Origin of the sequence: Salinicola endophyticus (genome assembly GCF_040536835.1) — a bacterium.
Lineage (GTDB): Bacteria > Pseudomonadota > Gammaproteobacteria > Pseudomonadales > Halomonadaceae > Salinicola > Salinicola endophyticus_A.
On sequence record NZ_CP159578.1, the window covers coordinates 2463164 to 2487194 of the forward strand.

The window sequence follows — 24031 nt, forward strand, 5'->3', positions numbered from 1 at the left end:
GTTGACGACGTCCCGCAAGTGTTTCCTGCTGCTGCAAGGTGTCTGCTCGCCGTTCTTCGACCGGCTCGGCGAACAGCTCCTTGCGGCAGGGCATCGCGTGATCAAGGTCAACTTCACCGTCGGCGACAGTCTCTACTGGCACCACGGCAATACCTATGTCTACCGCGGCCACGCCGAGCGGGTTCCCGCCTATCTGGCGCGGATCTGGGAGCGCCACGCGGTGACCGATCAGGTGGTGTTCGGCGACCGCCGCCCGGTGCATCGGCGCGCGATTCTCGCCGCGCGTGAACGCGGCATCCGCAATCACGTGTTCGAAGAGGGCTACTTTCGCCCCTACTGGGTCACCCTGGAGCGCGAGGGCGTCAATGCCCACTCGCTGCTGCCACGGGACCCGGAGTGGTACCGCGAGGCGGGCCGACGCCTGCCCAGCGCCGGCAAGCCCAAGCCGTTTCCCAATCAGTTCAGCACCCGCGCCCGCCACGACGTGCTCTATCACCTGGCCGGGGTGGCCAACCCGTTTCTGCATCCGCACTACCGCAATCACGCGCTGGTCACCGCGCCGGTGGAATACGCCGGGTTTCTGCTGCGCAAGGCGCGCATGCCCTATCTGACGCGGCGCGACGACGAGCGTATGCACACGCTGCTGAGCGAAGACCACCCGTTCTTTCTGCTGCCGCTGCAGCTCAAGAGCGATGCCCAGATTCGCTATCACTCCGACTTCAAGAACATGCAGGAGGTGATCGGCAAGGTGGCCGCCTCGTTTGCCTATCACGCCCCCGCCGGCGCCCGCCTGGTGATCAAGAACCACCCGCTGGACATGGGCCTGGCCCACTACGCCCGGCTGATCAAGGTACTGATGAAGGAGTACGACCTGGCGGGCCGCCTGGTCTATCTCGAGGGCGGCAATTTGGAGGCGCTGCTCAAGCGCGCCAGTGGATTGGTCACCGTCAACAGTACCGCCGGCAACGTCTCGCTCGGCTTCGGCTGCCCCACCCACACCCTGGCTTCGCCGATCTACGACATGCCCGGACTCACCCATCAGGGCAAGCTGGACCATTTCTGGCAGAATAGGCCGCAGCCGGATGCGGCACTGTTTCGAGCCTATCGCCGAACCGTGGCGCAGACGGTCCAGATCAACGGCGGGTTCTACTGCCGCCCGGGTATCGAGCTGGCGGCCGGGCATGCCCTGCAGGTCATGGAACGCGACCGCTCGCCGCTGCAACAACTCAAGGACGAGATTGCTTCATGAGACATATCGTCATCACTGGCGCCACCGGTGCCATCGGCGCCGCCCTGGCCAGGCACTACGCCGAAGCGTATGCACAGGGCTGTCGGCTGGTGCTGCATGGGCGGCGCTGCGATGTGCTCGACGAGGTCGCCGGCACCTGCCGGCGGCTGGGTGCCGAGGTCGAGACCAGCCGCGTCGACCTCGACGACGACACCGCCCTGTTCGCCTGGCTCGAGTCGCTGTGCGCGCCGACGCCGCCCGACCTGGTCATCGTCAACGCCGGTATGAACATCGATATCGGCGCCGACAATCAGGGCGAAGCCTGGGACGACGCCAGCCGCCTGCTGGCGATCAACCTGCGCGTACCCATGGCGATGGGCAATTTCCTGGGCAAGCAAATGCGCGCCTCGCGTCGTGGCCAGCTGGTCTTCATGAGCTCGCTGGCCGCCTACCACGGGCTACCGGTCACCCCCAGCTACAGCGCCAGCAAGGCCGGCGTGAAGGCCTACGGTGAGGCCCTGCGCGGCTGGCTGGCGCCCTACGGCGTCGGCGTCAGCGTGATCATGCCGGGCTACGTCAGCTCACAGATGTGCCATGAAATGCCCGGGCCGAAGCCGTTTCTGTGGCAGCCGGAGCGGGCCGCCCGACGCATCGCCGCCGGCGTGGCGCGCAATCGCGCCCGGGTCAGCTTTCCGTTCCCGCTCGACTTCGGCTGCTGGTGGCTGGCGGTGCTGCCGGCGGCGATCTCCCAGCGCCTGCTCAAGTGGCTCGACTACGCCGAGGGCTCGAAGTCATGAGTGCCGGTATCGCTCACACCCTAAGCGCCGCAATGGCCACGCTGCTGCTCACGTCGCTGTTCGAGCTGCTGCTCGCCCCGCGCCCCAGCCCGCTATGGCAGCGTCCGGCGGCGGTGATCGGCGTCCACGCTGCCACGGCCCTGCTTCACTTCACCCTGTGGCTGCTGATCGTGCAGCGGCCGTGGTTCGCGGTGGTGATCGCCGGCTCGCTGCAGATGGTGATCGTCCAGGTCAACAACACCAAGTCGGCGTCACTGCGCGAGCCGTTTCTGTGCCAGGACTTCGAGTACTTCGTCGATGCGGTCAAGCACCCGCGTCTCTATATCCCGTTCTTCGGTATCGGCTTGACCATCGCCGCCAGCAGTGCCGGCGCCCTGGCCATCGCTGCCGGGTTCTGGCTCGAACCCTCGCTGTTCGCCCGCCCCGATGCGCCCTGGAGCCTGCTACTCATCCTAGCGCTGAGCGCCGCCAGCGCGCTCACCCTGTGGCTGGCGTTGCCGCGCCTGCCAGCCTGCACCCTCGAGCCCAACCGCGACCTGGTCGAGCTGGGCCTCTACCCCTACCTGTGGGCCTACGGCAGACTACTGCGCCAACCACTGGCAGCGGGTGGCAACGCCGCGGCGTTCCCCGAGACCACCACGCCGCCGGCAAAGATCACCCTGCCACACCTGGTGCTGGTGCAGAGCGAGTCGTTCTTCGATCCGCGCCGCTGGTATCCCGGCATTCGCCCAGAGATTCTGCGCGAGTTCGACACCCTGAGCGAGCAGGCGCTGGCGGCGGGCCGTCTCGAGGTGCCCGCCTGGGGCGCCAACACCGTGCGCACCGAGTGCGCGGTGCTCACCGGCTTGACCCCGGAAGCCCTCGGCGGCCACCGCTTCAACCCCTACCATCAGCTGGCGCGGATGCCGGTACGCAACCTCGCCGGTGCGCTCAAGGCGCTGGGCTATCGTACGGTCTGCGTGCACCCCTACCCGGCCAGCTTCTATCTGCGCGACCGGGTCTATCCGCAGCTCGGCTTCGATGACTTCATCGATATCCGCGCCTTCGACGAGAGCGATCGTGACGGCCAGTACACCGGCGACCTGGCCCTCGCGGGGAAGGTGCGCGAAATGCTCGCCACGGGCCCGACGCAGCCGCTGTTCGTGTTCTTGATCAGCATGGAGAACCATGGCCCGCTGCATCTGGAAACGCCCGATGCTCGCACCGCCGCCGATTGGCTCGAAGGCGAGCTGCCCGAAGGGCATAGCGACCTGGCGGTCTATCTGCGCCACCTGCACAACGGCGACAAGATGCTCGCGCGCCTCAAGGAACTGCTGAAGGCGGCCGACAGGCCCGGCATGCTGGCGTTCTACGGCGACCACGTACCGATCATGCCGGGCGTGTATGCCGACCATGGCGAACCGGATGGTTTGACGAACTATTTCATCTGGCAGACCGACGCCGAGCCAAGCGATAAGGTGCGCAAGACACTATCAGCGGATAAGCTGGGCGCCACCCTTTATCAGACCATCATCGAGCGCAGATAAGCAGGCAATTGACAGGCAATCATGGCGGCGAAACGCCAATCGGGCGCAGCGCTGCGCCAAGAACCTGGATGCCCCAACAAGGGGCGCTGTCTCTGACTATCGCGAACACCACGATAGCGCAAGCAGTGCCCCGGCGATGACGCAACAATAGCAAGGCGTAGCCCCAGGCTACGGAGAAAGGAGTCCCAATGACCCAACGCGTTGCCATCATCGGCGCGGCTCATCGTTTCCCGAGCGCCCCGACTTCAGAACGTTTCTGGCAAGCGCTCAAGAGCGGCGAAGACCTGGTCACCACGGTTGCCGCGGACCGCTGGGACCATGAGGTCTATCGCCACCCCGACAAGCACCACCCCGGCACCAGCTATACCTTCGCCGCCGGCAGCCTGGGCGACGTCTCCGGCTTCGATGCGACGTTCTTCGGCATCTCCCCGCGCGAAGCCGCGCAGATGGACCCGCAGCAGCGCCTGCTGCTGGAGATGACCTGGGAAGCGATGGAGGACGCCGGCATTCCCCCGCAGCGCCTGCGTGGCAGCCAGTGCGGGGTGTTCATCGGCGTCGCCAGTCTCGACTACTCCTATCGCATGGCCGACGACATGTCGGCGATCGATACGTCGACCGCCACCGGCAACACCTCGAGCATCGCCTCCAACCGTATCTCCTATCTGTTCGACCTCCACGGGCCGAGCATGTCGATGGATACCGCCTGCTCGTCGTCGCTGGTGGCCTTCCACCAGGCCTGCCAGTCGATCCGCAGCGGCGAGACCGAAATCGCCCTGGCCGGCGGGATCAGCCTGCACCTGCATCCGTTCGGCTTCATCATCTTCTCCAAGGCGAGCATGCTCTCGCCCACCGGACGCTGTCAGGTCTTCGACGCCAACGGCGATGGCTACGTGCGCTCCGAAGGCGGCGGCGTCTTCCTGCTCAAGGATTATGACAAGGCGGTGGCCGACGGCGATCGCATTCTCGCCGTGGTCGCCGGCAGCGGGGTCAATACCGACGGCTACAAGAAGGGCCTGACCGTGCCCAATGCCGACGCCCAGGTGGCGCTGATGCGCCATACCCTGGCGCGTGCCGGCCTCACCCCGGACGATATCGACTACCTCGAGGCCCACGGCACCGGCACCGCGGTCGGCGATCCATTGGAGACCCGCGCCATCGGTGCGGCGATCGGCCAGCAGCGGCGCGAGCCGCTGCCCATCGGCTCGGTCAAGTCGAACCTCGGCCACCTGGAGACTGCGTCTGGGGTCGCCGGCCTGGCCAAGGCGATCTACGCCCTGCGCGAGCGCGAGGTCCCGGCGACCATCGGTATCCGCCAGGTCAACCCGCGCATCGATCTCGACGGCTGGAACCTGGAGATCGTCGACAAGCCCCGCCGCCTCAAGGCCGAGGGCACGTTGACCATTGGCGTCAACTCGTTCGGCTTCGGTGGCGCCAACGCCCATGTGCTGCTGCAGTCGGCACCCACACCGGCGCAGCCGGCGGCCGCCGATAGCGCCGCTCGCCGGCTGCCGCTGTGTCTGAGTGCGCGCAGCCCCGAGGCGCTGTGCGAATTCGCCAGCCGTCTGAGCGCCACCCTGGCCAGCCAGCCCGAGGTCTTCTACGACACCGCCTATAGCCTGGCTTTCCGCCGCGAGGCCCACCCTCACGCAGCGGTGCTGTTCAGCGCCAGCGCGGAAGACGCGATCGCCCGCCTGGACGCTCTGGCCGCCGGCGAGAGTGTCCCCGGCAGCGCCAGCGTCGAGCGCGTCACCGACAGCCACGGTCCGGTGTTCGTGTATACCGGCAACGGCTGTCAGTGGGAGCGCATGGGGCAGACGCTGCTGGCGGAATCAGCGGTATTCGCCGCCGCCATCGACGAGGTGGATGCGCTGTTTCAGCGCCATGCCGACTTCTCCCTGCGCGAGGAACTCGAAGGCACCAATCAGGCCCGCGATAGCTCAGGTGAGGATCGCCTGGCGCGCACCGAGATCGCCCAGCCGGCGCTGTTCGCGCTGCAGGTCGGGCTGACGCGGCTGCTGGCCGCCGAGGGCGTGCACCCGGCGGCGGTCACCGGGCACAGCGTGGGCGAAGTCGCCGCCGCCTGGGCATGCGGCGCGCTGACGCTGGAGACCGCGGTCAGCGTGATCTTCCACCGCAGCGCCGGCCAGGGCCGCACCCGTGGCAGCGGCGAAATGAGCGCCGTGGGCCTCGGCGCGGAGGCGATGCAGAGCTGGCTCGACGCCCCCGAGTACGCCGAGATCGTGATCGCCGGGGTCAACAGCGCCAAGGGCGTGACCCTGGCCGGCCCTGCCGAGGCACTGACACGCCTGGAGAGCGCGCTGACCGCCGAACGCATCTTCGCCAAGCGCCTGCCGCTGGACTATGCCTTCCACAGCCCGGCGATGGACCCGATTCGCGCCCCGCTGATCGATGCCCTGGCACACCTGACACCCCATGATGGCGAGCTGCCGTTCTACTCCACCGTCTCAGGCACGCTGCTGCCCGGCCGCGAGCTGGGCGCCGACTACTGGTGGCGCAATATCCGCGAACCGGTGCAGTTCGCCCCCGCCATCGACGCCCTGATCGCCGACGGCGCGCGTACTTTCGTCGAGATCGGCGCCCAGCCGATCCTGCGCCGCTATCTCAGCGACGCCCTTGCCACCGACGCCCAGCCGGGTTGCGTGCTCGGCACGCTGGCCCGCGGCGACGATGGCTTCAGCGCCGTCGAAGCCAGCCTCGCCGGACTGCTCGCCAGCGGCAGCGTGTCACCGCGCCCCTGGTTCCCGGTGGTCGGCCGCTTCGTCGACCTGCCCCACTACCCCTGGCAGCGTGAGCGCTACTGGGTCAGCCCCACCGGCGATGCCCAGGGCCTGATGGCACGCCACTACGAACACCCGCTGCTCGGCTACCGTCTCGCCCGCCAGGGCTGGGCCTGGGAGAGTCAGCTCGATACCCGGCGCCTGCCATGGCTGGCCGATCACCGAGTCGGCGAGGCCACGGTGTTCCCGGGTGCCGGCTTCGCCGAGCTGGCGCTGGCTGCCGCCAGTGCCTGTAAGGCCAGCCCGCTGCTGGATATCGAGGCGCTCGAGATCCTGAGCCCGCTGCTGCTCGACGCTAGCCACGGCAAGAAGCTGCTGCTCGAGCTCGACGAAGGCGATGGCAGCCTCACCATGCAGACCCGCGAGCCTGCCAGTGACGATGCCTGGGCCCTCAACGCCCGCGTGCGTATCGCCGCCCAGACCCGCGGCCTGCTGCTGAGCCGTCGCGGCGCCGGCCTGCCCCAGCGAGCCCCGGACATCAGCCGCGAACACCACCTGGCGATGGCGGCCCATGTCGGGCTCGACTACGGCCCCGGCTTCCAGGCCATCGATGCCATCTGGCTCGAGGATGACCGCGCCCTGGGTCGCATCGACCTGCCGCCGGCGATCGCCGAGGGGCAGCGCGACTGCCTGCTCGCGCCGGGGATTCTCGACAGCGCCTTCCAGCTGTTCATCCCGCTGCTGGCCGACGAACTCGCCGCCGCCGGCGGCATGGCCTTCGTACCGGTGCGCCTGGAGCGGCTGCAGCTGCGCCTCGACGGCGCACCGCCGGCGTGGATGGAGGTGCACCTCACCAGCCGGGCGCCGCACTCGCTGTGCGCCGAAGTCGTGCTCTACGCCGCCGACGGCCAGGCCATCGCCGTGGTCGAGGGCGCGCGATTCAAGGCCGCACGCCTGCGCCATGCGCCCCAGCATCGGTTGAGCTATCTCGATCACCGCCTGGTGCCGGCGCCGCGGGAAGCCGCCAGCCTGCCGCTGGATGATGCCAGCGCCGAGCTCGCCCTGAACGAGTTGAAGATGCGCTACCGCGAAGTGACCGGCGGCCGCTACGCCGACGAGGTCGCGCCGCTGCTCGATACGCTGGTCGCGAGCTTTCTCGATCAGGCGCTGCGCCCGCATGCCGATGCCGACGGCCAGCTACCCGAGGCCCGCTTCGACAGCGGCGCGGCCGATCTGCGCCAGCGCCGCCAGCGGCTAATCGAGCTTGCCGTGACCAGCGGCGTGGTCAACCAGACCGATGCCGGCTGGCAGCTGCGCGAGGCGGAGGAGATCGACGCCGCCACGATCTGGAATCTGCTGATCCGCGACTACCCCGACTACGCCGCCCTGACCCACAGCGTCGGCCGGCTCGGCCTGCATCTGGCCGAGTGGCTCGACGGTCAGCTCGACGCCGAGAGCCTGGGTCTGGACAGCGCACGCATGACCCGGCTGTTCCAGGCCAGCGTGGGTGAACGCGGCTGGTTCGCGCTGGCCGACACCTGGCAGGCGCAGTACCAGCTCTCGCTGCAGCTGCTGCCACCGCAGCAGCGGCTGATCGTGCTCGAGGCAGCGGCATCGCGACCGCAGCTGGGCGAGCGCCTGCTCCAGGGTATCCCCGGTGATCGCGCGGCGTTCCGCTTCCTTCCGCTGCGCGACAGTGCGCGACAGGAAGCCGAGGCGCTGGCCGAACAGGATGCGCGGGTCGAGCTGATCGCCAGCGACGCGGCCACCGCCGATATCGGGGCGACGGTGGCACTGATCACCCTCGACGGCACGCGCGAGGAGACCGCCGCCCTGCTGCGTACGCTGCCGCAGCAGCTCGCGGACGATGCGCAGATCGCACTGCTGGCCCAGGACGACAGCGACTGGCGCAGCTTCCTGTCGCTGGCCCTGGAAGACGACACCCTGCCGGCCGCGCTCACCGAGGTGCGCGAGCAGCTCGACATGCTCGGCTACCGCGGGATCGCCACGCATACGCTGGAGAGCGATCATGGCGGGCTGGTGCTGCTGACCGCCCAGCCACCGCTGGCCAGCGCCACGCCGAGTGATGACAGTGGCGAGCGCAGTGAGCACGCGCCGGCGCACTGGCTGATCCTGGAAGACGCCGCCTCGCGGCCTCTCGCCAGCGCGCTGGAAGCGCGCCTGAACACCCTCGAAGAGACGGTTTCAAGACGCGACGATGGTGAACCGGCGGCACTGCTCGCCGAGGTCGTCGCGACCCAGGTGGTCGATCTGCGCGGCCTCGGCAGCAACGCCGAGACACGCTGTGTGCTAGCCATGCAGTGGTTGCAGAGTCTCGAAGCCAGTGGCAGCGAGGCGTCACTGTGGCTGATCACCCAGGGCGTCGGCCCCACGCTGGGCGCGATGGATACCCTTAGCGCCACGCCGTCCGAAGACGCGGCAGGTCGTTTCATGCCGCCCGAAGACGCGGCAGGTCGGTCCAGGACGCCCGAAGACGCGGCATTGTGGGGCTTCGGCCGCTCCTTGCAGAACGAGGCCGGCAGCCGCCAGGTGCGATTACTCGATCTGCCGGCCAACGCAGCGACCAGCGAAGCGCTGCTCGATGCCCTGCTGTTCGAGCTGGAAATGCCGGATGCCGAGAGCGAGATCGTACTCGGCGCCGAGGGCGCACGCTGGGTGCCGCGTCTCGGCCTCGAGCCCGCGCCCGGCAGCGTCAACGAAGCCGAGCAGCGCGAAATCGGCGCCGGCCATGCGGTCAGCCTGGGCTTCGAACTGCCCGGCCAGCTGCGCCATCTGCGCTGGCAGCCGCATACGCTGGCCGCGCCCCAGGCGGGTCAGGTCGAGGTAGCGGTCAAGGCTACCGGGCTCAATTTCCGCGACGTGATGTATGCCCTCGGCCTGCTCTCGGACGAGGCGATCGAGAACGGCTTCGCCGGCCCCACTCTGGGGCTGGAGTTCGCCGGCGAGGTGGTACGGGTCGGCGATGCCGACAGCCCGCTCAAACCCGGCGACGCCGTGGTCGGCTTCGGTCCGGCGAGCTTCAGCGACCGCCTGATCGCCGACGCTAACGCCGTCGCCGCGATTCCAGCAGAGATCGGCTACGCTGCCGCGGCGACCATCCCCACCACGTTCTTCACCGTCTACTACTCGCTCAAGCATCTGGCTCGCGTGCAGCCGGGCGAGCGCCTGCTGATCCACGGTGCCGCCGGCGGCGTGGGCCTGGCCGCGATCCAGATCGGCCGCTGGCTGGGCGCCGAGATCTACGCCACGGTCGGTTCGGCGGAAAAACGCGACTTCCTGCGTCTGTTGGGCGTAGAGCGGCTCTACGATTCCCGCAGCCTGACCTTCGCCGAAGAGATCCTGCACGATCTTTCGATAGACAACGGCGGTGATGGCCGCGGGGTCGACGTGGTGCTCAATTCGCTGGCCGGCGAAGCGATCAACCAGAACCTGCGCGTACTCAATCCGTTCGGCCGTTTCATCGAACTGGGTAAACGCGACTTCTACGAGAACACCAAGGTCGGGCTGCGTCCGTTCCGCAACAACCTGAGCTACTTCGGGGTCGACTCCGACCAGCTGATGCGCGAGCTGCCACGCCTGACCGGCGAACTGTTCGGCGAGATGATGGCACTGTTCGCCGACGGCACTCTGGCCCCGCTGCCCTACACCGCCTTCGGCAGCGATCGGGTGGTCGAGGCCTTCCGCTACATGCAGCAGGCGCGTCAGATCGGAAAGGTGGTGGTCACCTACGAGCGCCCGCCGCAGATCGCCCCGACGCCCGGCGAGGATCTCACGCTCAGCCTGGATGCCGCCGCGACCTACGTGGTCACCGGTGGGCTGGGTGGCTTCGGCCTCGCCACCGCCGAGTGGCTGGCCGCCAAGGGAGCGCGCAAGCTGCTGCTGCTGGGCCGCCGCGGCGCCACCACCGAAGAGGCCCAGGCCGGTGTGACACGCCTGCAGACCGCGGGCGTAAGCGTACGCGCCGAAGCCTGCGACGTGACCGATGCCGAAGCCCTGCGTGCGGTGCTCGACACCGCCCGCGACGCCCTGGGCCCGATCAAGGGTATCGTGCACGCCGCCACGGTGATCGACGACGGCCTGATCCGCAATCTCGACGCCGAGCGGGTGCGCCGGGCGATGGCACCCAAGCTCGACGGCGCGCGCCATCTGGATGCGCTGACCGCCGATGACCCGCTCGACTTCTTCGTGGTCTACTCCTCCGCGACCACGCTGTTCGGCAACCCCGGCCAGGCCAGCTACGTAGCCGCCAACCACTGGCTGGAAGCGTTCGGCGCACAGCGACGCGCCCAGGGCCGTCCCGCTACCGTGGTGCGCTGGGGCGCTATCGAGGATGTCGGCTTCCTGGCACGGCATACCCAGACCCGCGACAGCCTGCAGGAGCGCCTGGGCGGCGAAGCGCTCACCTCGCGTGATGCCCTCGACGTGCTCGAACGCATGCTGGTGGCCGATGTCGCCGCGCTCGGCGTGCTCGAGCTGGAGTGGCGCGCGCTGGCACGCTTCCTGCCCACGGCGGAGACGCCGCGCTACCGCGAGATCGCGCGCAGCGCCAGCGACGACAGCAGCAACGAAGGCGACGACGACCTGCAGCAGCTGCTCGCCAGTCTGGAGCCGGAAGCGCTCTACGACACCCTGATCGGTGTTCTCAGCAAGGAACTCGCCAAGATTCTGTTGATCGATGAAGAGAAGATCGACATCCACAAGTCGGTCTACGACATGGGCTTCGATTCGCTGATGGGGGTCGAGCTGGTCACCGCGCTGGAGTCACGCCTGGGCATTCAGGTGCCGGTGATGGTACTCAGCGAGGCAGGCACCCTGGCCAAGCTGTGCGACTATCTGATGCACAAGCTGCGCGGCGAAGGCAGCGACAGCGAGAGTGAAGACGAATCGATCAGCAGTCTCGCGGCCCGCCACGGGGTCAGCGAGCTGCAGGATGGGCAAGCAGCCGGAGAGAGCACACCGTGAGTCAGTCCGACACGCTCAAGCAGCGCCTGCTCGACCAGGCCCGCCAGCGGCGCCAGCAGCGCCCGGCGGGTGACGCACCCAACACGCGCGCCGCGGGCGCCGGGGTGAACGAACGCTTTACCCGCTTCGACCGCCACCCCGGTTATCAGCAGTTGAAGCTGATGCGCGAAGGTGGTCAGCGGCTGGGTATTCCCGACCCCTTCTTCAAGGTTCACGAAGGCACCGCCGGGGCCACCACCACCATCGGCGGGCGCGAGTGCATCAACTTCGCCAGCTACAACTATCTCGGGCTGGCCCACCACCCCAAGGTGATCCAGGCCGGCATCGAGGCACTCCAGCGCTACGGCAGCTCGGTCTCGGCGAGCCGCCCGGTCTCCGGTGAGCGCCCCATCCACCACGAACTGGAGCGCGCCATCGCCGAGACCTACGAGGTCGAGGACGCGGTGGTGTTCGTCAGCGGCCACGCCACCAACGTCTCGACCCTCGGGTACCTGCTCGGGCCCAAGGACCTGGTGCTGCACGACGAGTACATCCACAACAGCACCCTGGTGGGCGCGCAGCTCTCCGGCGCGCGGCGGATGAGTTTCGCCCACAACGATCCGGCGGCACTGGAAGCCCTGCTGGCACGCCACCGCGGGCAGTTCGAGCGCGTGCTGGTGGTGATCGAAGGGCTCTACAGCATGGATGGCGACGCCCCCGATCTGAAGCGCTTCGTCGAGATCAAAGAGCGCCACCAGGCGTGGCTGATGGTCGACGAGGCGCACTCCTTCGCAGTGATGGGCGACACCGGCCTGGGGCTGCGCGAGCACTGCCAGGTCGCCTCCACCGACGTCGATATCTGGATGGGCACGCTCTCCAAGACGATGTCCGGCTGCGGAGGTTATATCGCCGGCTGTCGCGAACTGGTCGAGATGCTGCGCTACTTCGCACCCGGCTTTCTCTACAGCGTGGGCATGCCGGCCCAGGTCGCCGCGCCGTCGCTGGCCGCGCTTGCGGTGATGAAAGAGGAGCCGCAGCGTCTGCGTGACCTGCACACCATCTCGGGCTACTTCCTGGAGCAGGCCAAGGCGCGCGGTTTCGACATCGGCGACAGCATCGGCGTCGCCGTGGTGCCGATCATCGTCGGCAGCTCGGTGCTCGCCGCCGGTCTCTCCGACGCCCTGCTAAAGCACGATATCAACGTGCAGCCGATCCTTCATCCAGCGGTACCGGAAAAAAGCGCCCGTCTACGCTTCTTCCTCAACTGCGAGCACACCCGCGAACAGATCGACCGCACTCTGGACGCCCTGCAGACCGAGTGGCAAGCCCGCACCGAGCAAGCCGGTTACAAGTAAGCCAGCTCCTCCCCGTGACCGCGACGCCACGCCGCGGTCGCTCATCTATCGCCACCTCACCCCGCAGACGCCACCCCACTCACCAGACGCTACCTATGGGCGCGAGCGTCGCTTGCGAATGCAGCATCTCTACGTTTTGCCGTCGCCACCCCGTCGCATGAACATCGCCCCCCCCGTATCGATTCGAACCTGAATATTAGATTTTTATTTTATTTATCATTCTATAGGCTGAACTTTTATCGCTATTTGCCGATGACAAAACTCATAGACAGCAACGGGGAACGCAATTCATGCGGATCGATCTCAAGGCGGCCGTGCTTGGCCTTGGCGCACTTGCCGTCTGTCCCGGCGTGGCTGCCGCCGGCTTCGGTCTCGCCGAGCTGATCCAGCTCGGCCAGGCGCTACCCGATGCCCAGACTCAGGGCGACATCTCGAAGGATGACACCCGGGCCAGCCTGAAGTTGAACAACGGCCGCACATTCACCATCAGCTCACCCGATGGGCAGACCTCGCTGGCCAACCTGATCAAGGGCGACCGCGTGACACTGGACGTCAACGGCAACAGGGTCGACTTTTCGACCACGGCCGCAAGCTTCGAGACCGGGTACGACAAGGGCGATCAAGCGGCGGTCTACTCAATCTCCAGCGTGGTGGACTCACGGCCACTGACCCTGAGCTGGGAGGGGACGCCCGATTCGCTCGCCAGCGCCAACCGTCTATCCGCCACCCTCAACGGTCAGCCGGTCACGCTGGTCCTGCCCGACGACCAGACGCTGGACGATTTCAAGGGATCGACGCCGATCACCCTACTGGACGCCAACGGCAATCCGCTGATCGATGGTCAGTCGCTCAACGCCCTCTCGCCAAAACGCCTGCTGCAACTCGCCGCGCGCCTGGGGATGCTGGATACCGACATGGCGCTACGCGGCGCCCAGAAACAGGCAATGGCGCAGAACTTCGGCATTCTCTCCAGCCAGATCGACAGCGCCATGCAGCCCGGCCGCGCGTCCGCGCCAAGCCAGGGGCAGCGATTCGCCGCCGGGCGCGGCCTCAACGTCTGGGTGGCGAGCGAAGCGAGCGACCTGGAGGGGCGTGCCAACACCACCGCCTATGATGGCGAAGGCAAGGCGGCGTTCGTCGGCCTCGACTGGAAGCGCAAAGGCTGGCTACTGGGGCTCGCTGCCGGGCACAGCTCTGTCGATATCACCACTCACAACCAGGTCGCGCGTGTCGATCTGGGCGGCGACGTGATCGCTCCCTATGCCGCTGTGGCCGTCGACGATGGCCGCTGGGTGCTCGATGCGATCGGGCTCTATCAGTCGCTGGATGGCCGCAGCCGCAACCGCTATCTGGCCGGCGATGTGAATCTCGACGGCGAGCGCTGGGGTGCGCGCGGCTCGACGACCTATTATCTGCCGCGTCTGGCTCGTTGGCAGATCGGGGTGACTGCCGGCGGCTCCTATCTCAACGACAAGCTGCAGGGGCGCTATCTGGGCACACAGAGCGATTACGGGGTCGAACTCGGCGAGCTCTTCGGCGGGTTCAAGCTGGGCTACGACCTGCCCAACGGGCAGCTCTACGCCAGCGCCCTGCACTATCACAACATCACCGCGCATGTGGACAGCCGGGTCAATCTCATCGAGAAGGACGACCCCAGCCGCGAGCAGCTGAAGTTGGGACTGTCGCACGAACTGGGGCAGCGCTGGAACGTCGACTTTGCAGGCGTCGCCGTCGTCGGCAGCAGCGACACCCGCTATCGCAAGCTGCAGGCGACCCTGGCCTATCGCCTCTAGGTACTTGAAGTGACTACCGGGGAAAAGTACGAGAAATTCTTGAGTGCGTCTGAAACGTGCAGCGCTAGGTTCTGTACGAAAAGTCAGCGAGCGAAGGCCAGACCGGGGCGCGTAGCTAAGGCAAAAATCGGCGATAAGGCGGAGTTTACGGGGTATAAATGAGCATTTTGACCGGGCTGGCGATCCAGCCGATTTTTAACGCTGGATTGCCGAGCGCAGGTAGTTTTCGTGCAGAGCATAGCGAGATCGGGTGTCAAATCACCCCGATATGCTGATCCGGGCGGCTCTGCAGAGTCTGGGCGATATCACCCAGTGCCACCGCCAGCGACTGGCGGCTGATGGTGCCCCCCAGGCAAACTCGCACCGCTTCCGGCGCCTGCCCGGAGACAGTGAAGGCATCGCTGGGCACGACGCTGATATCGAAGCTGCCCAGACGATGGGCGAAGGCCGCCCGGCTCCAGTGCGATGCCAGGGGTATCCAGATATGGAAGGCATCCGGCTGCCCACGAAAGCTACCCTGGGGCAGCCACTCGTCGACCAGCGCGTAGCGGGCGCGGGTCTCGTTACGTATCGCCTCCAGCCAGCGCACGGCGACACCACTCTCGATCCACTCGGTGGCCAGCGCCGCATTCAACGGAGACGCCATCACCGTGGTCGCGCGCAGGGCACCGGCCAGGCGTCGGGCCTCGGCCTGCCCCGGCGCCACCACATAAGCCAGCCTCAGGCCCGCACCCAGACACTTGGCGAGCCCGGCGATGTAGTAGGTCAGCTCCGGCGCATAGCTCGCCAGTGGTGTCACCGGTTGGCGCGGCAGCGCGGCGTAGGCGTCGTCTTCGATGATCGGCACCTGGTAGTGCCGCGCCACCTCGGTGATCGCCTCACGCCGGGCGAGCGGCATCGTGTAGGTGGTGGGATTGTGTAGGGTCGGGTTGCAGTAGAGCGCGCGCGGCGAGTAGCGAGCACAGGCCGCGGCGAAAGCCTCGGGATCGACTCCCGCCTCATCGACCGGCAAGCCGATCAGCCGGATGCCCAGTTGCCCGGCTACGGCACGCAGACCGGGATAGGTGAGCGCGGCACAGCACACCACGGCATTCGGCTCAGTCGCCTTCAGCAGCGTCAGAATGGAGAGCAGCGCGCTCTGGGCGCCGGGACAGACCTGCAGCCTGGCCACGGGCACCTCCGGCCAGTGCCGCGACAGCCATTCCGCGCCGGCCTCGCGGTCACGTAGCGAGCCACCGAACTCCTGGTAGCGCAGCAGCTCGGGCAGACGCGGCTGCAAAGCTGCCAGCCCGGCCTGCATCTGCGCCGCCAGAGCAGTATCCGCCGGTTCCGGCGGCAGGTTCATGCTCATGTCCGCACCGCGCCGAACTTCCGGCGGTGGCAGCGGCTCACTCGGCCTGACGGGGCGTGACTCGCCCCGCACGTAGCTGCCACTGCCCACCCGAGCTTCGATCAGGCCACGCTCCCGCGCCTCGTTATAGGCACGGGTCACGGTGGTGAAGTTGATCCCGAGATGCTCGGCGAGCTGGCGCTGGGTCGGTAACTGCTGGTTCGGCATCAGACGGCCATTGGCGATATCCTCGGCAATCGCATCGGCAATCGCACGATAGAGCGGACGCGTCGCCAGCGAGAGTCGCGGCAACCACGGCATAGCGTCCTCGGCCCAGACCGGCATCAGGCGAGATACCGGTTGAGACGACCAATGCGATAGAGATCGTGCAGGTAGAGATCCAGCTTGGCCACCGCGTGGGTCAAAAGGATCACCAGCGCCAGCAGCACCAGGATCACCACGGGGTCGTTCATCCAGGCAAAGGTGGCGCCGGGCACTTCGTAAGCAACGGTATAAAGGCTCAGGCCGCCCAGGAACATGGCGATCAGGCAATCGACCAGCACCACGATCAGCAGCGCCTTGCGCCAGTCGTGCGCCACAGGACGGCCGGTCCACAGCGACAGATAGCGAATCTTCACCCCCTGCTCCAGCACGATGCTCTTGCGCCGGCGCAGCAGCGGCTCGGGGTTGCGCGACAGCGTCTCGTCACGCTGTGCCGCGCTCACCAACCGCTCGGGAAAGACCCCGCGCAGCGCCGCAAAGGCACTCTCTGACGCGGAAGCACGGCCCGCCCCTTCACGTACCGCCAGCGCTTCGTCGTCGCCGACGTTCTGCGCGTAGTAGATGTCATAAACCTGATAGACAGCGAACGCCACCCCGATAAAGATCACCGCCAGTATCAGCATTGTCTGGATCATAACGCGCTCCTCACTCTCATCTCGCCATCACTCATACCGGGGAGAATCGCAGCGGACGCCACCCGGGTCTCATAGACATCGGAATGGTAGCAGTCATACAAAAACCACTCAATACAGGGATGAATGCATACAACTATTAATTGTATGCATTGAGGTGATATGAATTGAGGTGAAATGTATGCCCGTATGAGTGGGCCGTGCAGGAGAGAGCTTTGCTCGCGAATGGTCAGGCGCCCTGTAAGACGCCAGCCATCGATCAGCCGACAGATAACTCAATCAGCGATCAGTTCGGCCTTGACCGGTGTATGCATATCGACATCGACCTTGACCGTCTTGCCCAGGATCGCGTGCAGGTACTTGGGCGTCAGCCCGTAACCCGGCCGCACGCTGCGCACCGCGTCCTCGGTGATGACATCCCCAGCCCGCAACGCCTTGACGAAATAGAGTGAACGGCGAAATTTCACATTGCCCTGCTCACTCGACTTGCGTCCGTAATCGATACCCCCTAGCGAACGCCAGGCCGTTTTAGTATCGCGACAGAGCGCTGCCAGCTCAGCGGGCTCCAGGGAGAAGCTGTCATCAGGCCCGCCGCCGCTACGATCCAGCGTGACATGCTTCTCGATGAGGCTGGCGCCCAGCGCGATACTGGTGATTGCCGTCGTATTGTCGAGCGTATGATCGGAAAGCCCGGTCACCAGACCAAATCGCCCGATCATGTCGGGGATGGTGCGCAGGTTGTAATCCTCAGCCGGCGCGGGATAGCCGCTGACGCAGTGCAGAATAGCCAGCTGCTCGCAGCCTGCCCCTCTGGCGGCATCGACGGCTTCCTGAATTTCCGCCGCATCCGCCATGCCGGTGGAGATGATCATCGGCTTGCCCTTACTCGCCACGTACTCGATCAACGGGATATCGACCGCCTCGAAGGAGGCGATCTTGTATGCCGGGGCGCCCAGCTCCTCGAGCAGGTCGACCGCCGTGCTGTCGAAGGGAGAGCTGAACAGCGTAATGCCCTCCTTGCGCGCATGGGCGAAGAGTTCCGGGTGCCACTCCCAGGGCGTATGGGCCCACTCGTACAGCTCATAGAGCGTGCGCCCCGCCCACAGTCCATCGACGATCCGGAAGTCCGCCAGATCGCTCTCCAGGGTAATGGTATCGGGGCGGTAAGTCTGAATCTTGACTGCATCGGCCCCGGCCTGCCGGGCCTGGGTGATGATGCGCTTGGCCTTCTCGATATCTCCGTTATGGTTGGCGGAAACCTCGGCGATCACGTAGGGCTCGTATCCCGGGCCGACCTGTCGGCCCGCGATGGAAAAAGAACTCGTGGAAACAGCGCTCATCTCACTTCACCTTCTTGAGGCTGATGGTATAGACATGGCCATGTAAGGCAAAAAAGGCCGGATAACGCTCGGGATCCATCAGCCGGATCTTGTTGAACAGATCAGCCAGCGGCTGATACGGATCGATCTCGCTGTCGGAGGGCGTACGTCGGCGATAGTAGCTCGGGGTAATCTGCGCAGACTGCGGCGTGGGCTGCGCACCGTGGGCGATCAAGCGCAGGGCTTCATCCATCAGCCACAGCTCGGCATCGAACAGTAGCCGGTCGACTTCATCGTGCAGCGCGTCGGCCGCCACGGCGAAGGAGCGCTTGGCCCAGATGGCACCAGTATCGACTTCATCTTCGGCTTCCAGCAGTGACACGGTCACTCCCCGCGCGCCTTCCAGCAGCGCCCATATATGCGGGCTCCAACCCCGGCCCAAGGGCAAGTCGCTGGCATGCAGCACCAGCGTATGACAGTAGCGACTTCTCACCTCAGCATCGATGATCTGGCTGCAGGAGACCAGGAAGAGAATGTCTCCCCCGGTCAACTCGGCACGATCCCGACAAAGTTGAATCTCATGCTCATCGGCACGTTCTTCGCGCCAGACTCGAAGCCATCGATTGACCGGGTGGCTTTCACTGGTACATAGCAAGGTGATCTGCATAGGGCATCCAGCCGAAGGTGTTATGGCGCTAGCGCAGCGGTCAGACGCTTGACGCCCTCGCCGTCGACGAGCCGAGCGGCGCGCTCGCTCATCCTCGACAGGTATCGGGCACCCATGACGCGCGCCAACACCGAGGAGAGATCTTCGCCGAGCGCGCCTGAGTCGAGACGGATAGCGGCCCCGGCGCTCTCCAGGGCCGCAGCGATATCACGCTGATTCTCCGCCAGCACCAGAATCAAGGTCGGCAGGCCCAGGCAGCAGCGCTCCCACGAGGTACTGCCCGCCGCACCGATCGCCAGATCAGCCTCGGCCATGCGTCGCGCCATGTCGCTGACATTGGTGACGACCTCGGTAGGCTGTTCGAGGGTGCCCGCCACGCTCTTCACCACCTCGATCCAAGGCGCGGTGGCGCCCATCACTACCGTGATCCGGCAGGTTCGCGGCAGCTCGGCATGGCGCAGAGCCTGCAGCACCTCAGCGGTGACATTGTCCTTGTCTACGCCGCCCAGGCTGATCAGCAGCTGAGAAAGCGCCTGTCGGGTTGCGCGCCTTTCCAGACTCGTCCGGCGCCACTCGGCGAACTCCGGGCGAAGCAGAGCGTAATCCGGTCCAATCATCAGCCGGCAGCTTGCCGGCACCAGGTCGGCGTAATCCTCTACCAGCCTGCCCAGGTTCTGATCCAGCAGCAGGTCGGCGACGTGCTCACGATCAGCGAGATCATCGATGACCAGCATCCGCGTGCCCGACGGACGCGCTGCCAACTCCCAGCGCGCATCCAGCGCATAGTGATCCACCACCAGCCAGTCCGGGGCGAGCGACTCGAGCAGGTCCGCGCTCTCGTGGGCATCCTGCGACCAGTCGACGCCCAACCAGGCCGCGTGGGCAGGCCCCTCGGCTTGCCCTCCAGACAACGACGTCCCTTCCTCCACGGGCGCCGCCAGGCGCAAGACCTCGAATCCCTCGGCTTCGATACGCGCGATCAGATGGCCGGGAAGCTCACGACACAGGAAGCAGCATCGCGCCGCATGATGCTCGCGCAGCGCCGTCGCCAGCGTCAGGCAACGCATGACGTGGCCGGTACCAATCTCGAGCGAGGCATCGACGCGGAAAGCCACGCATGCCATCAGACACTCTCTCCCGATGCCGCCTGCCAGGCCTTGAACAGCCATTCGCCGCGCTGCCAATCTTCTGGCGTGTCGATATCCTGAACCCGATGGCGCGGCAGCTTGACCGGCACCGCACGCGCCGAGAACAGCGGACGGCCCGCCAGCCAGGCCTCCGGGCGGCCCCAGTAGAACTGGCCGGCGTCGTGCCACGCCTCTTCCAGGTCCTGGGAACGGGTGTTGAGATGTTGCGGCTCGAACATCGCCACCCGCCCTTCGGGTGTCATGCGTAGCGCCCGCTGAATCGGGAAGGCGTAGCTGGTCACTGAAAAGGCATAGTCGACGTCCTCGCCCTCAAGGCAATCGAGCCCCGCGATCAGATCACCGGCAGCAACAAAGGGCGCCGTGGCATAAAGGCAGCAGACCGCCTCGAGAGAGACGCCCGCCTGCTGAATCTCCGTGATGGCGTGGGCAATGACCGGCACCGTACCGGTATGATCATCCGCTAGCGCCGCCGGGCGCATGAAGGGCGTCTGCGCGCCCCACTCCCTGGCCACCGCGGCGATCTCGTCATCGTCGGTCGAGACGATGACGAGATCGAAACAGCGGCTCGCCAGCGCCGCCTGGATGGACCATGCGATCATCGGTTTACCGCAAAAGGCTTTGATGTTCTTGCGCGGAATCCGCTTGCTACCGCCCCGCGCCGGAATCACTGCCAGCCGCATCACATCAGCACCTCAGAGAGCGCACGAATCACCGCGTCCTGCTGCGACTCGCTCAGGGTCGGGAACAGCGGCAGACTAATCGCCTCGGCGTAGTAGCGCTCTGCCTGGGGGAAGTCTCCGTCTCCAAACCCAAGTGCGCGGTAATAGGGCTGGGTATGCACCGGGATATAGTGCAGATTGACACCGACACCTCGCGCGCGCAGTGCCTCGAACGCCTCGCGGTGAGAGGCCGAGATTCGCTCCAGCTCTAGCCGGATGACATAAAGATGGCGCCCGGAGTAGCTATCCGGATGCTGCCAGGGTGTCACCACCGGCAACTCGGCCAGCTCAGCGTCGTAGCGCGCCGCCAGATGGTGCCGCTCGGCCACGTAGTGATCCAGCCGCTTAGACTGGGAGACCCCCAACGCGGCCTGTAGCTCGGTCATGCGGTAATTGAAGCCCAGCTCGATCTGCTGGTAGTACCAGGGCCCGTCGGCCTCATGGGTCATGGCAGCCGGATCACGCGTGATGCCGTGGCTGCGCAGCAGCGCCATTTTTTCGGCCAGACTATCGTCGTTGGTCAGCGCCATGCCGCCTTCGGCGGTGGTGATGATCTTGACCGGATGAAAGCTGAAGACGGTGATATCGCTGTAGCGACCGCTGCCGATGAACTCTCCCTGATACTTGCCGCCGACCGCATGCGAGGCATCTTCGATGATCCGAAAGCCGAAGCGCTTGCCCAGCGCATGGATAGCCTGCATTTCGCAGGGCTGGCCGCACAGATGCACGGCGACCACCACCTTGGGCAAGCGGCCCTGGCGCTCAGCCTCCAGCAGTTTGGACTCCAGCGCCTTGGGGCAGAGGTTGTAGGTTCTGGGGTCGATATCGACGAAATCGACACTGGCACCGCAGTATAGGCCGCAGTTGGCCGACGCGACGAAGGTCACCGGGCTGGTCCAGAGCCAGTCGCCCTCCCCCAGGCCCAGCGCCAGGCAGGCAATATGCAGCGCCGAGGTGGCGCTGTTGACCGCCAGCGCGTGCCGGGCACCCACATGGGCGGCTAGAGTGCGCTCGAACAGCGGCACCTGTGGCCCCTGGGTCAGAAAGTCCGACTGCAGCACCGAGAGAACGGCATCGATATCCGCCTGCTCGATCGCCTGCCGACCATAAGGAATCATCAGATGGCTCCGATCTTGTCCCAGTTGCGCTCGATCCACGCCTGTAGCTGCGCGTCGCTCATCCACTCGGCGTTGTTGTGGCTCGAGTAGTTGAAGTCCTCCGCCACCCGGGTTCCCCCCTTGATCCGGTTCACATCCTGATCCCACTTGTTGATCGCGGGCAGGATCTTGTAGTGGTCAGGGTACTCGTAGGTGTGCAGCGCATCCTCCTCACCGATCATCTGCTCGTGCAGCTTCTCACCAGGGCGGATACCGACGATCTCCTGGCGCGCGTCGGGGGCCACGACACGTGCCAGATCGGTCACCTTCATCGAAGGGATCTTCTTGACGTAGATCTCGCCGCCCTCCATATCCTCGAATGCGTGCCAGACCAGCTCGACGCCCTCTTCCAGCGAGATCATGAAGCGAGTCATGCGCGGGTCGGTGATCGGCAACACGCCCTTGTCGCGCATCGAGAGAAAGAACGGGATGACCGAGCCGCGGGAGCCCATGACATTACCGTAGCGCACCACGGAGAAGCGCGTCTCGTGACCACCGGCATAAGAGTTGCCCGCGACGAACAGCTTGTCGGAGGTCAGCTTGGTCGCCCCGTAGAGGTTCACCGGGCTGCTCGCCTTGTCCGTGGAGAGCGCCACCACCCGCTTCACTCCCTTGTCGATACACGCATCAATGAGGTTCATGGCGCCCAGGACGTTCGTCTTGACGCACTCGAAGGGGTTGTACTCGGCGGTAGGCACGATCTTGGTGGCGGCCGCATGGACGACATAGTCCACACCGTCCAGGGCGCGATAGATGCGGTCTCTGTCTCTGACATCACCGATGAAAAAACGCACCCGCTCGTCACCCGCGAACAGCTTGGCCATCTCCCACTGCTTCATCTCGTCACGCGAATAGACGATGACCTTGCGGGGGTTGTACTGGCTCAGCACCATATGCAGGAACTTGTGACCGAAGGAGCCGGTACCGCCAGTGACCAGGATCACAGAATCATTGAACATCCATTTTTACCTCGGGCCGCTTCGCCACGCGCCGCTCCCGCTCATGCAGGTATCGGCATCTTGCGCTCATGCTACTGCCTGGCACAGCGTTCAAAGCGGCAAACAAGCCACCCGCAAGGGAACAAACCCACCTTTCGCGACCAAGTGACCCCGCGCCGCTCCAATACCTCCGCCCGAATCCCCCCTGTAGAAGCGAGCTTCGCCCGCGAAAAATCATCGGAACGCCGAACGAAAAAGAGCCTTTCCGGTGCCGGGTCTCCCCGGTCGTGAAAGGCTCTTTGGACGATCTGTCGATGATGTTTACTGCTACCCACCCCAACGCCAGGCGGGCTAAGACTCAAATACGCTTGCGCGGGATCACATGCCACGAAGAACGACCACCCTTTGCCGCGGCCCTGGCATCCTCCTTCAGGCGCATGCGCTGGAGCACGCGATACTGCAACCGGTTGAAGTAGTCGAATCCCAGCCCCGGCAGGGGGACGAAGGGGTTGGTTCGGCTCATTCCCCACAGCGCCAGGCGCGAGCTGCCGGGTTCGGCCTCGCCCCGCGCATGAACGCCAAAAGTATTGGCGATCAGCAAGGTGTTGCCGTTGACCCAGAACGCCTGTGGGCCGCCCTGGCCCAGGCGCTGCGCCTCTTCGGGACTGACCCGGAACGAACCTCGCGCGGTGTAGCTGTCCGCATGCTGGCGCGCGCGCACGCTCATCTCATACTCCCACTTCAGCCGCTCCCGGTGCGGCCGGTTCGAACCCGGCACGAACACGAAAGGCCCGTTGTGGTCGGTGACATCTTCCAGGTAGAGCCAGAACTTCATGGTCGGTTGGAAGGTATCCACGTGCAGATTCTTCTGCGGGTCGCGCTTGTGCTCCTCCGGGCGATCTCCGTTGTGCACGTTCTCGATATGGCAGATCGGCAGGCGCGCGTGCCCCGCGCAGTAGCGGAACAGCCGCTTCAAGGCCGGGTCTTCCAGTACCGCTTTCACCTCGGGCAACTGCGCGACCACCTCCGGTGCCAGCAGGATGCGGTGGGTGTCGGTGTCGCCCTGGCAGCACTCGCGGATCTCTCCCTCGTAAGCGCGCACCGCCGCCACCAGCGCTTCGAACTGCGCTGGCGGCAGGTAGTTCTCCTTGAGCACATAGCCCTCGCGCTGGAACGCGACCCGATCCGCTTTGGGCACGCCGGGCGCGAACATCGCCATGCGCAGACGCGAAATCCAGTAGGCCAGCCACACCCTGGCCACGTGCAGCCCCCAGCGGTTGAGCCGCTCGCTGCCGAGCACCGGGTTGCCCTTGAACGACTTGGCGCCGGTGAACAGTTCACCGAGCCAGATCGGATACCGAGTCCAGGATTTCATACGTGGCAACCTCCCGACATCGCAGTCATCATCTTTGATCAGCCTTCCCTTGCTCGAGACGCCCT

The 24031-nt window shown here is 65.9% G+C and carries 15 protein-coding genes; 6 read left to right on the plus strand and 9 right to left on the minus strand.

All coding sequences use genetic code 11. The features are described 5' to 3' along the window. The first annotated feature begins 1 nt into the window (after position 1). From ABV408_RS11135 to ABV408_RS11160, 6 genes are all read left to right on the plus strand, one after another. Positions 2 to 1249: a capsular biosynthesis protein gene (locus ABV408_RS11135; protein WP_353979021.1), complete on the plus strand. Its 1248-nt coding sequence runs from the start codon at positions 2 to 4 to the stop codon at positions 1247 to 1249. After that, entirely contained in the window at positions 1246 to 2025 is a 780-nt protein-coding gene (locus ABV408_RS11140) for an SDR family NAD(P)-dependent oxidoreductase (protein WP_353979022.1), read from the plus strand. Before ABV408_RS11135 ends, ABV408_RS11140 begins: the two co-directional genes overlap by 4 nt. After that, positions 2022 to 3551, plus strand: coding sequence for an LTA synthase family protein (locus ABV408_RS11145; protein WP_353979023.1), 1530 nt, complete (start codon positions 2022 to 2024; stop codon positions 3549 to 3551). Before ABV408_RS11140 ends, ABV408_RS11145 begins: the two co-directional genes overlap by 4 nt. 188 nt (positions 3552 to 3739) lie before the next feature. Further along, complete coding sequence (locus ABV408_RS11150) at positions 3740 to 11272, plus strand: SDR family NAD(P)-dependent oxidoreductase (protein ID WP_353979024.1); 7533 nt, start codon at positions 3740 to 3742, stop codon at positions 11270 to 11272. Then, a complete protein-coding gene (locus tag ABV408_RS11155; protein WP_353979025.1) occupies positions 11269 to 12606 on the plus strand; it encodes an aminotransferase class I/II-fold pyridoxal phosphate-dependent enzyme in 1338 nt (445 codons plus the stop codon). Before ABV408_RS11150 ends, ABV408_RS11155 begins: the two co-directional genes overlap by 4 nt. A gap of 290 nt (positions 12607 to 12896) precedes the next feature. Next, positions 12897 to 14399, plus strand: a complete 1503-nt coding sequence (locus tag ABV408_RS11160) for an autotransporter outer membrane beta-barrel domain-containing protein (protein WP_353979026.1) — start codon at positions 12897 to 12899, stop codon at positions 14397 to 14399. 253 nt (positions 14400 to 14652) lie between these two features. Here the strand turns inward: ABV408_RS11160 and ABV408_RS11165 are convergent, their stop codons facing one another. The 9 genes from ABV408_RS11165 to ABV408_RS11205 form a co-directional block, all read right to left on the minus strand. Continuing rightward, positions 14653 to 16050, minus strand: coding sequence for a PLP-dependent aminotransferase family protein (locus tag ABV408_RS11165; RefSeq protein ID WP_353979027.1), 1398 nt, complete (start codon positions 16048 to 16050; stop codon positions 14653 to 14655). 23 nt (positions 16051 to 16073) lie between these two features. Further along, on the minus strand, positions 16074 to 16646 hold the full coding sequence (locus ABV408_RS11170) for a hypothetical protein (protein ID WP_353979028.1): 573 nt from the start codon (positions 16644 to 16646) through the stop codon (positions 16074 to 16076). 272 nt (positions 16647 to 16918) lie between these two features. Then, a complete protein-coding gene (gene pseI, locus ABV408_RS11175) occupies positions 16919 to 17983 on the minus strand; it encodes a pseudaminic acid synthase (protein WP_353979029.1) in 1065 nt (354 codons plus the stop codon). A 1-nt stretch (position 17984) separates the two neighbouring features. After that, the gene (locus ABV408_RS11180; RefSeq protein ID WP_353979030.1) at positions 17985 to 18629 is read right to left on the minus strand and encodes a formyltransferase family protein; all 645 of its coding nucleotides are present in this window, start codon (positions 18627 to 18629) and stop codon (positions 17985 to 17987) included. A gap of 20 nt (positions 18630 to 18649) precedes the next feature. Further along, the gene (gene pseG, locus ABV408_RS11185; protein ID WP_353979031.1) at positions 18650 to 19753 is read right to left on the minus strand and encodes a UDP-2,4-diacetamido-2,4,6-trideoxy-beta-L-altropyranose hydrolase; all 1104 of its coding nucleotides are present in this window, start codon (positions 19751 to 19753) and stop codon (positions 18650 to 18652) included. Further along, entirely contained in the window at positions 19753 to 20457 is a 705-nt protein-coding gene (gene pseF / locus ABV408_RS11190) for a pseudaminic acid cytidylyltransferase (RefSeq protein ID WP_353979032.1), read from the minus strand. The genes pseG and pseF overlap by 1 nt, the downstream gene beginning before the upstream one ends. Further along, positions 20457 to 21614, minus strand: coding sequence for a UDP-4-amino-4,6-dideoxy-N-acetyl-beta-L-altrosamine transaminase (gene pseC / locus ABV408_RS11195; RefSeq protein WP_353979033.1), 1158 nt, complete (start codon positions 21612 to 21614; stop codon positions 20457 to 20459). The genes pseF and pseC overlap by 1 nt, the downstream gene beginning before the upstream one ends. Continuing rightward, positions 21614 to 22612 (minus strand): UDP-N-acetylglucosamine 4,6-dehydratase (inverting), encoded by a 999-nt coding sequence (pseB, locus tag ABV408_RS11200; RefSeq protein WP_353979034.1) that lies wholly within the window; start codon positions 22610 to 22612, stop codon positions 21614 to 21616. Before pseB ends, pseC begins: the two co-directional genes overlap by 1 nt. Before the next feature lie 337 nt (positions 22613 to 22949). Next, positions 22950 to 23966, minus strand: coding sequence for a phytanoyl-CoA dioxygenase family protein (locus tag ABV408_RS11205; protein WP_353979035.1), 1017 nt, complete (start codon positions 23964 to 23966; stop codon positions 22950 to 22952). Positions 23967 to 24031: the final 65 nt, after the last annotated feature.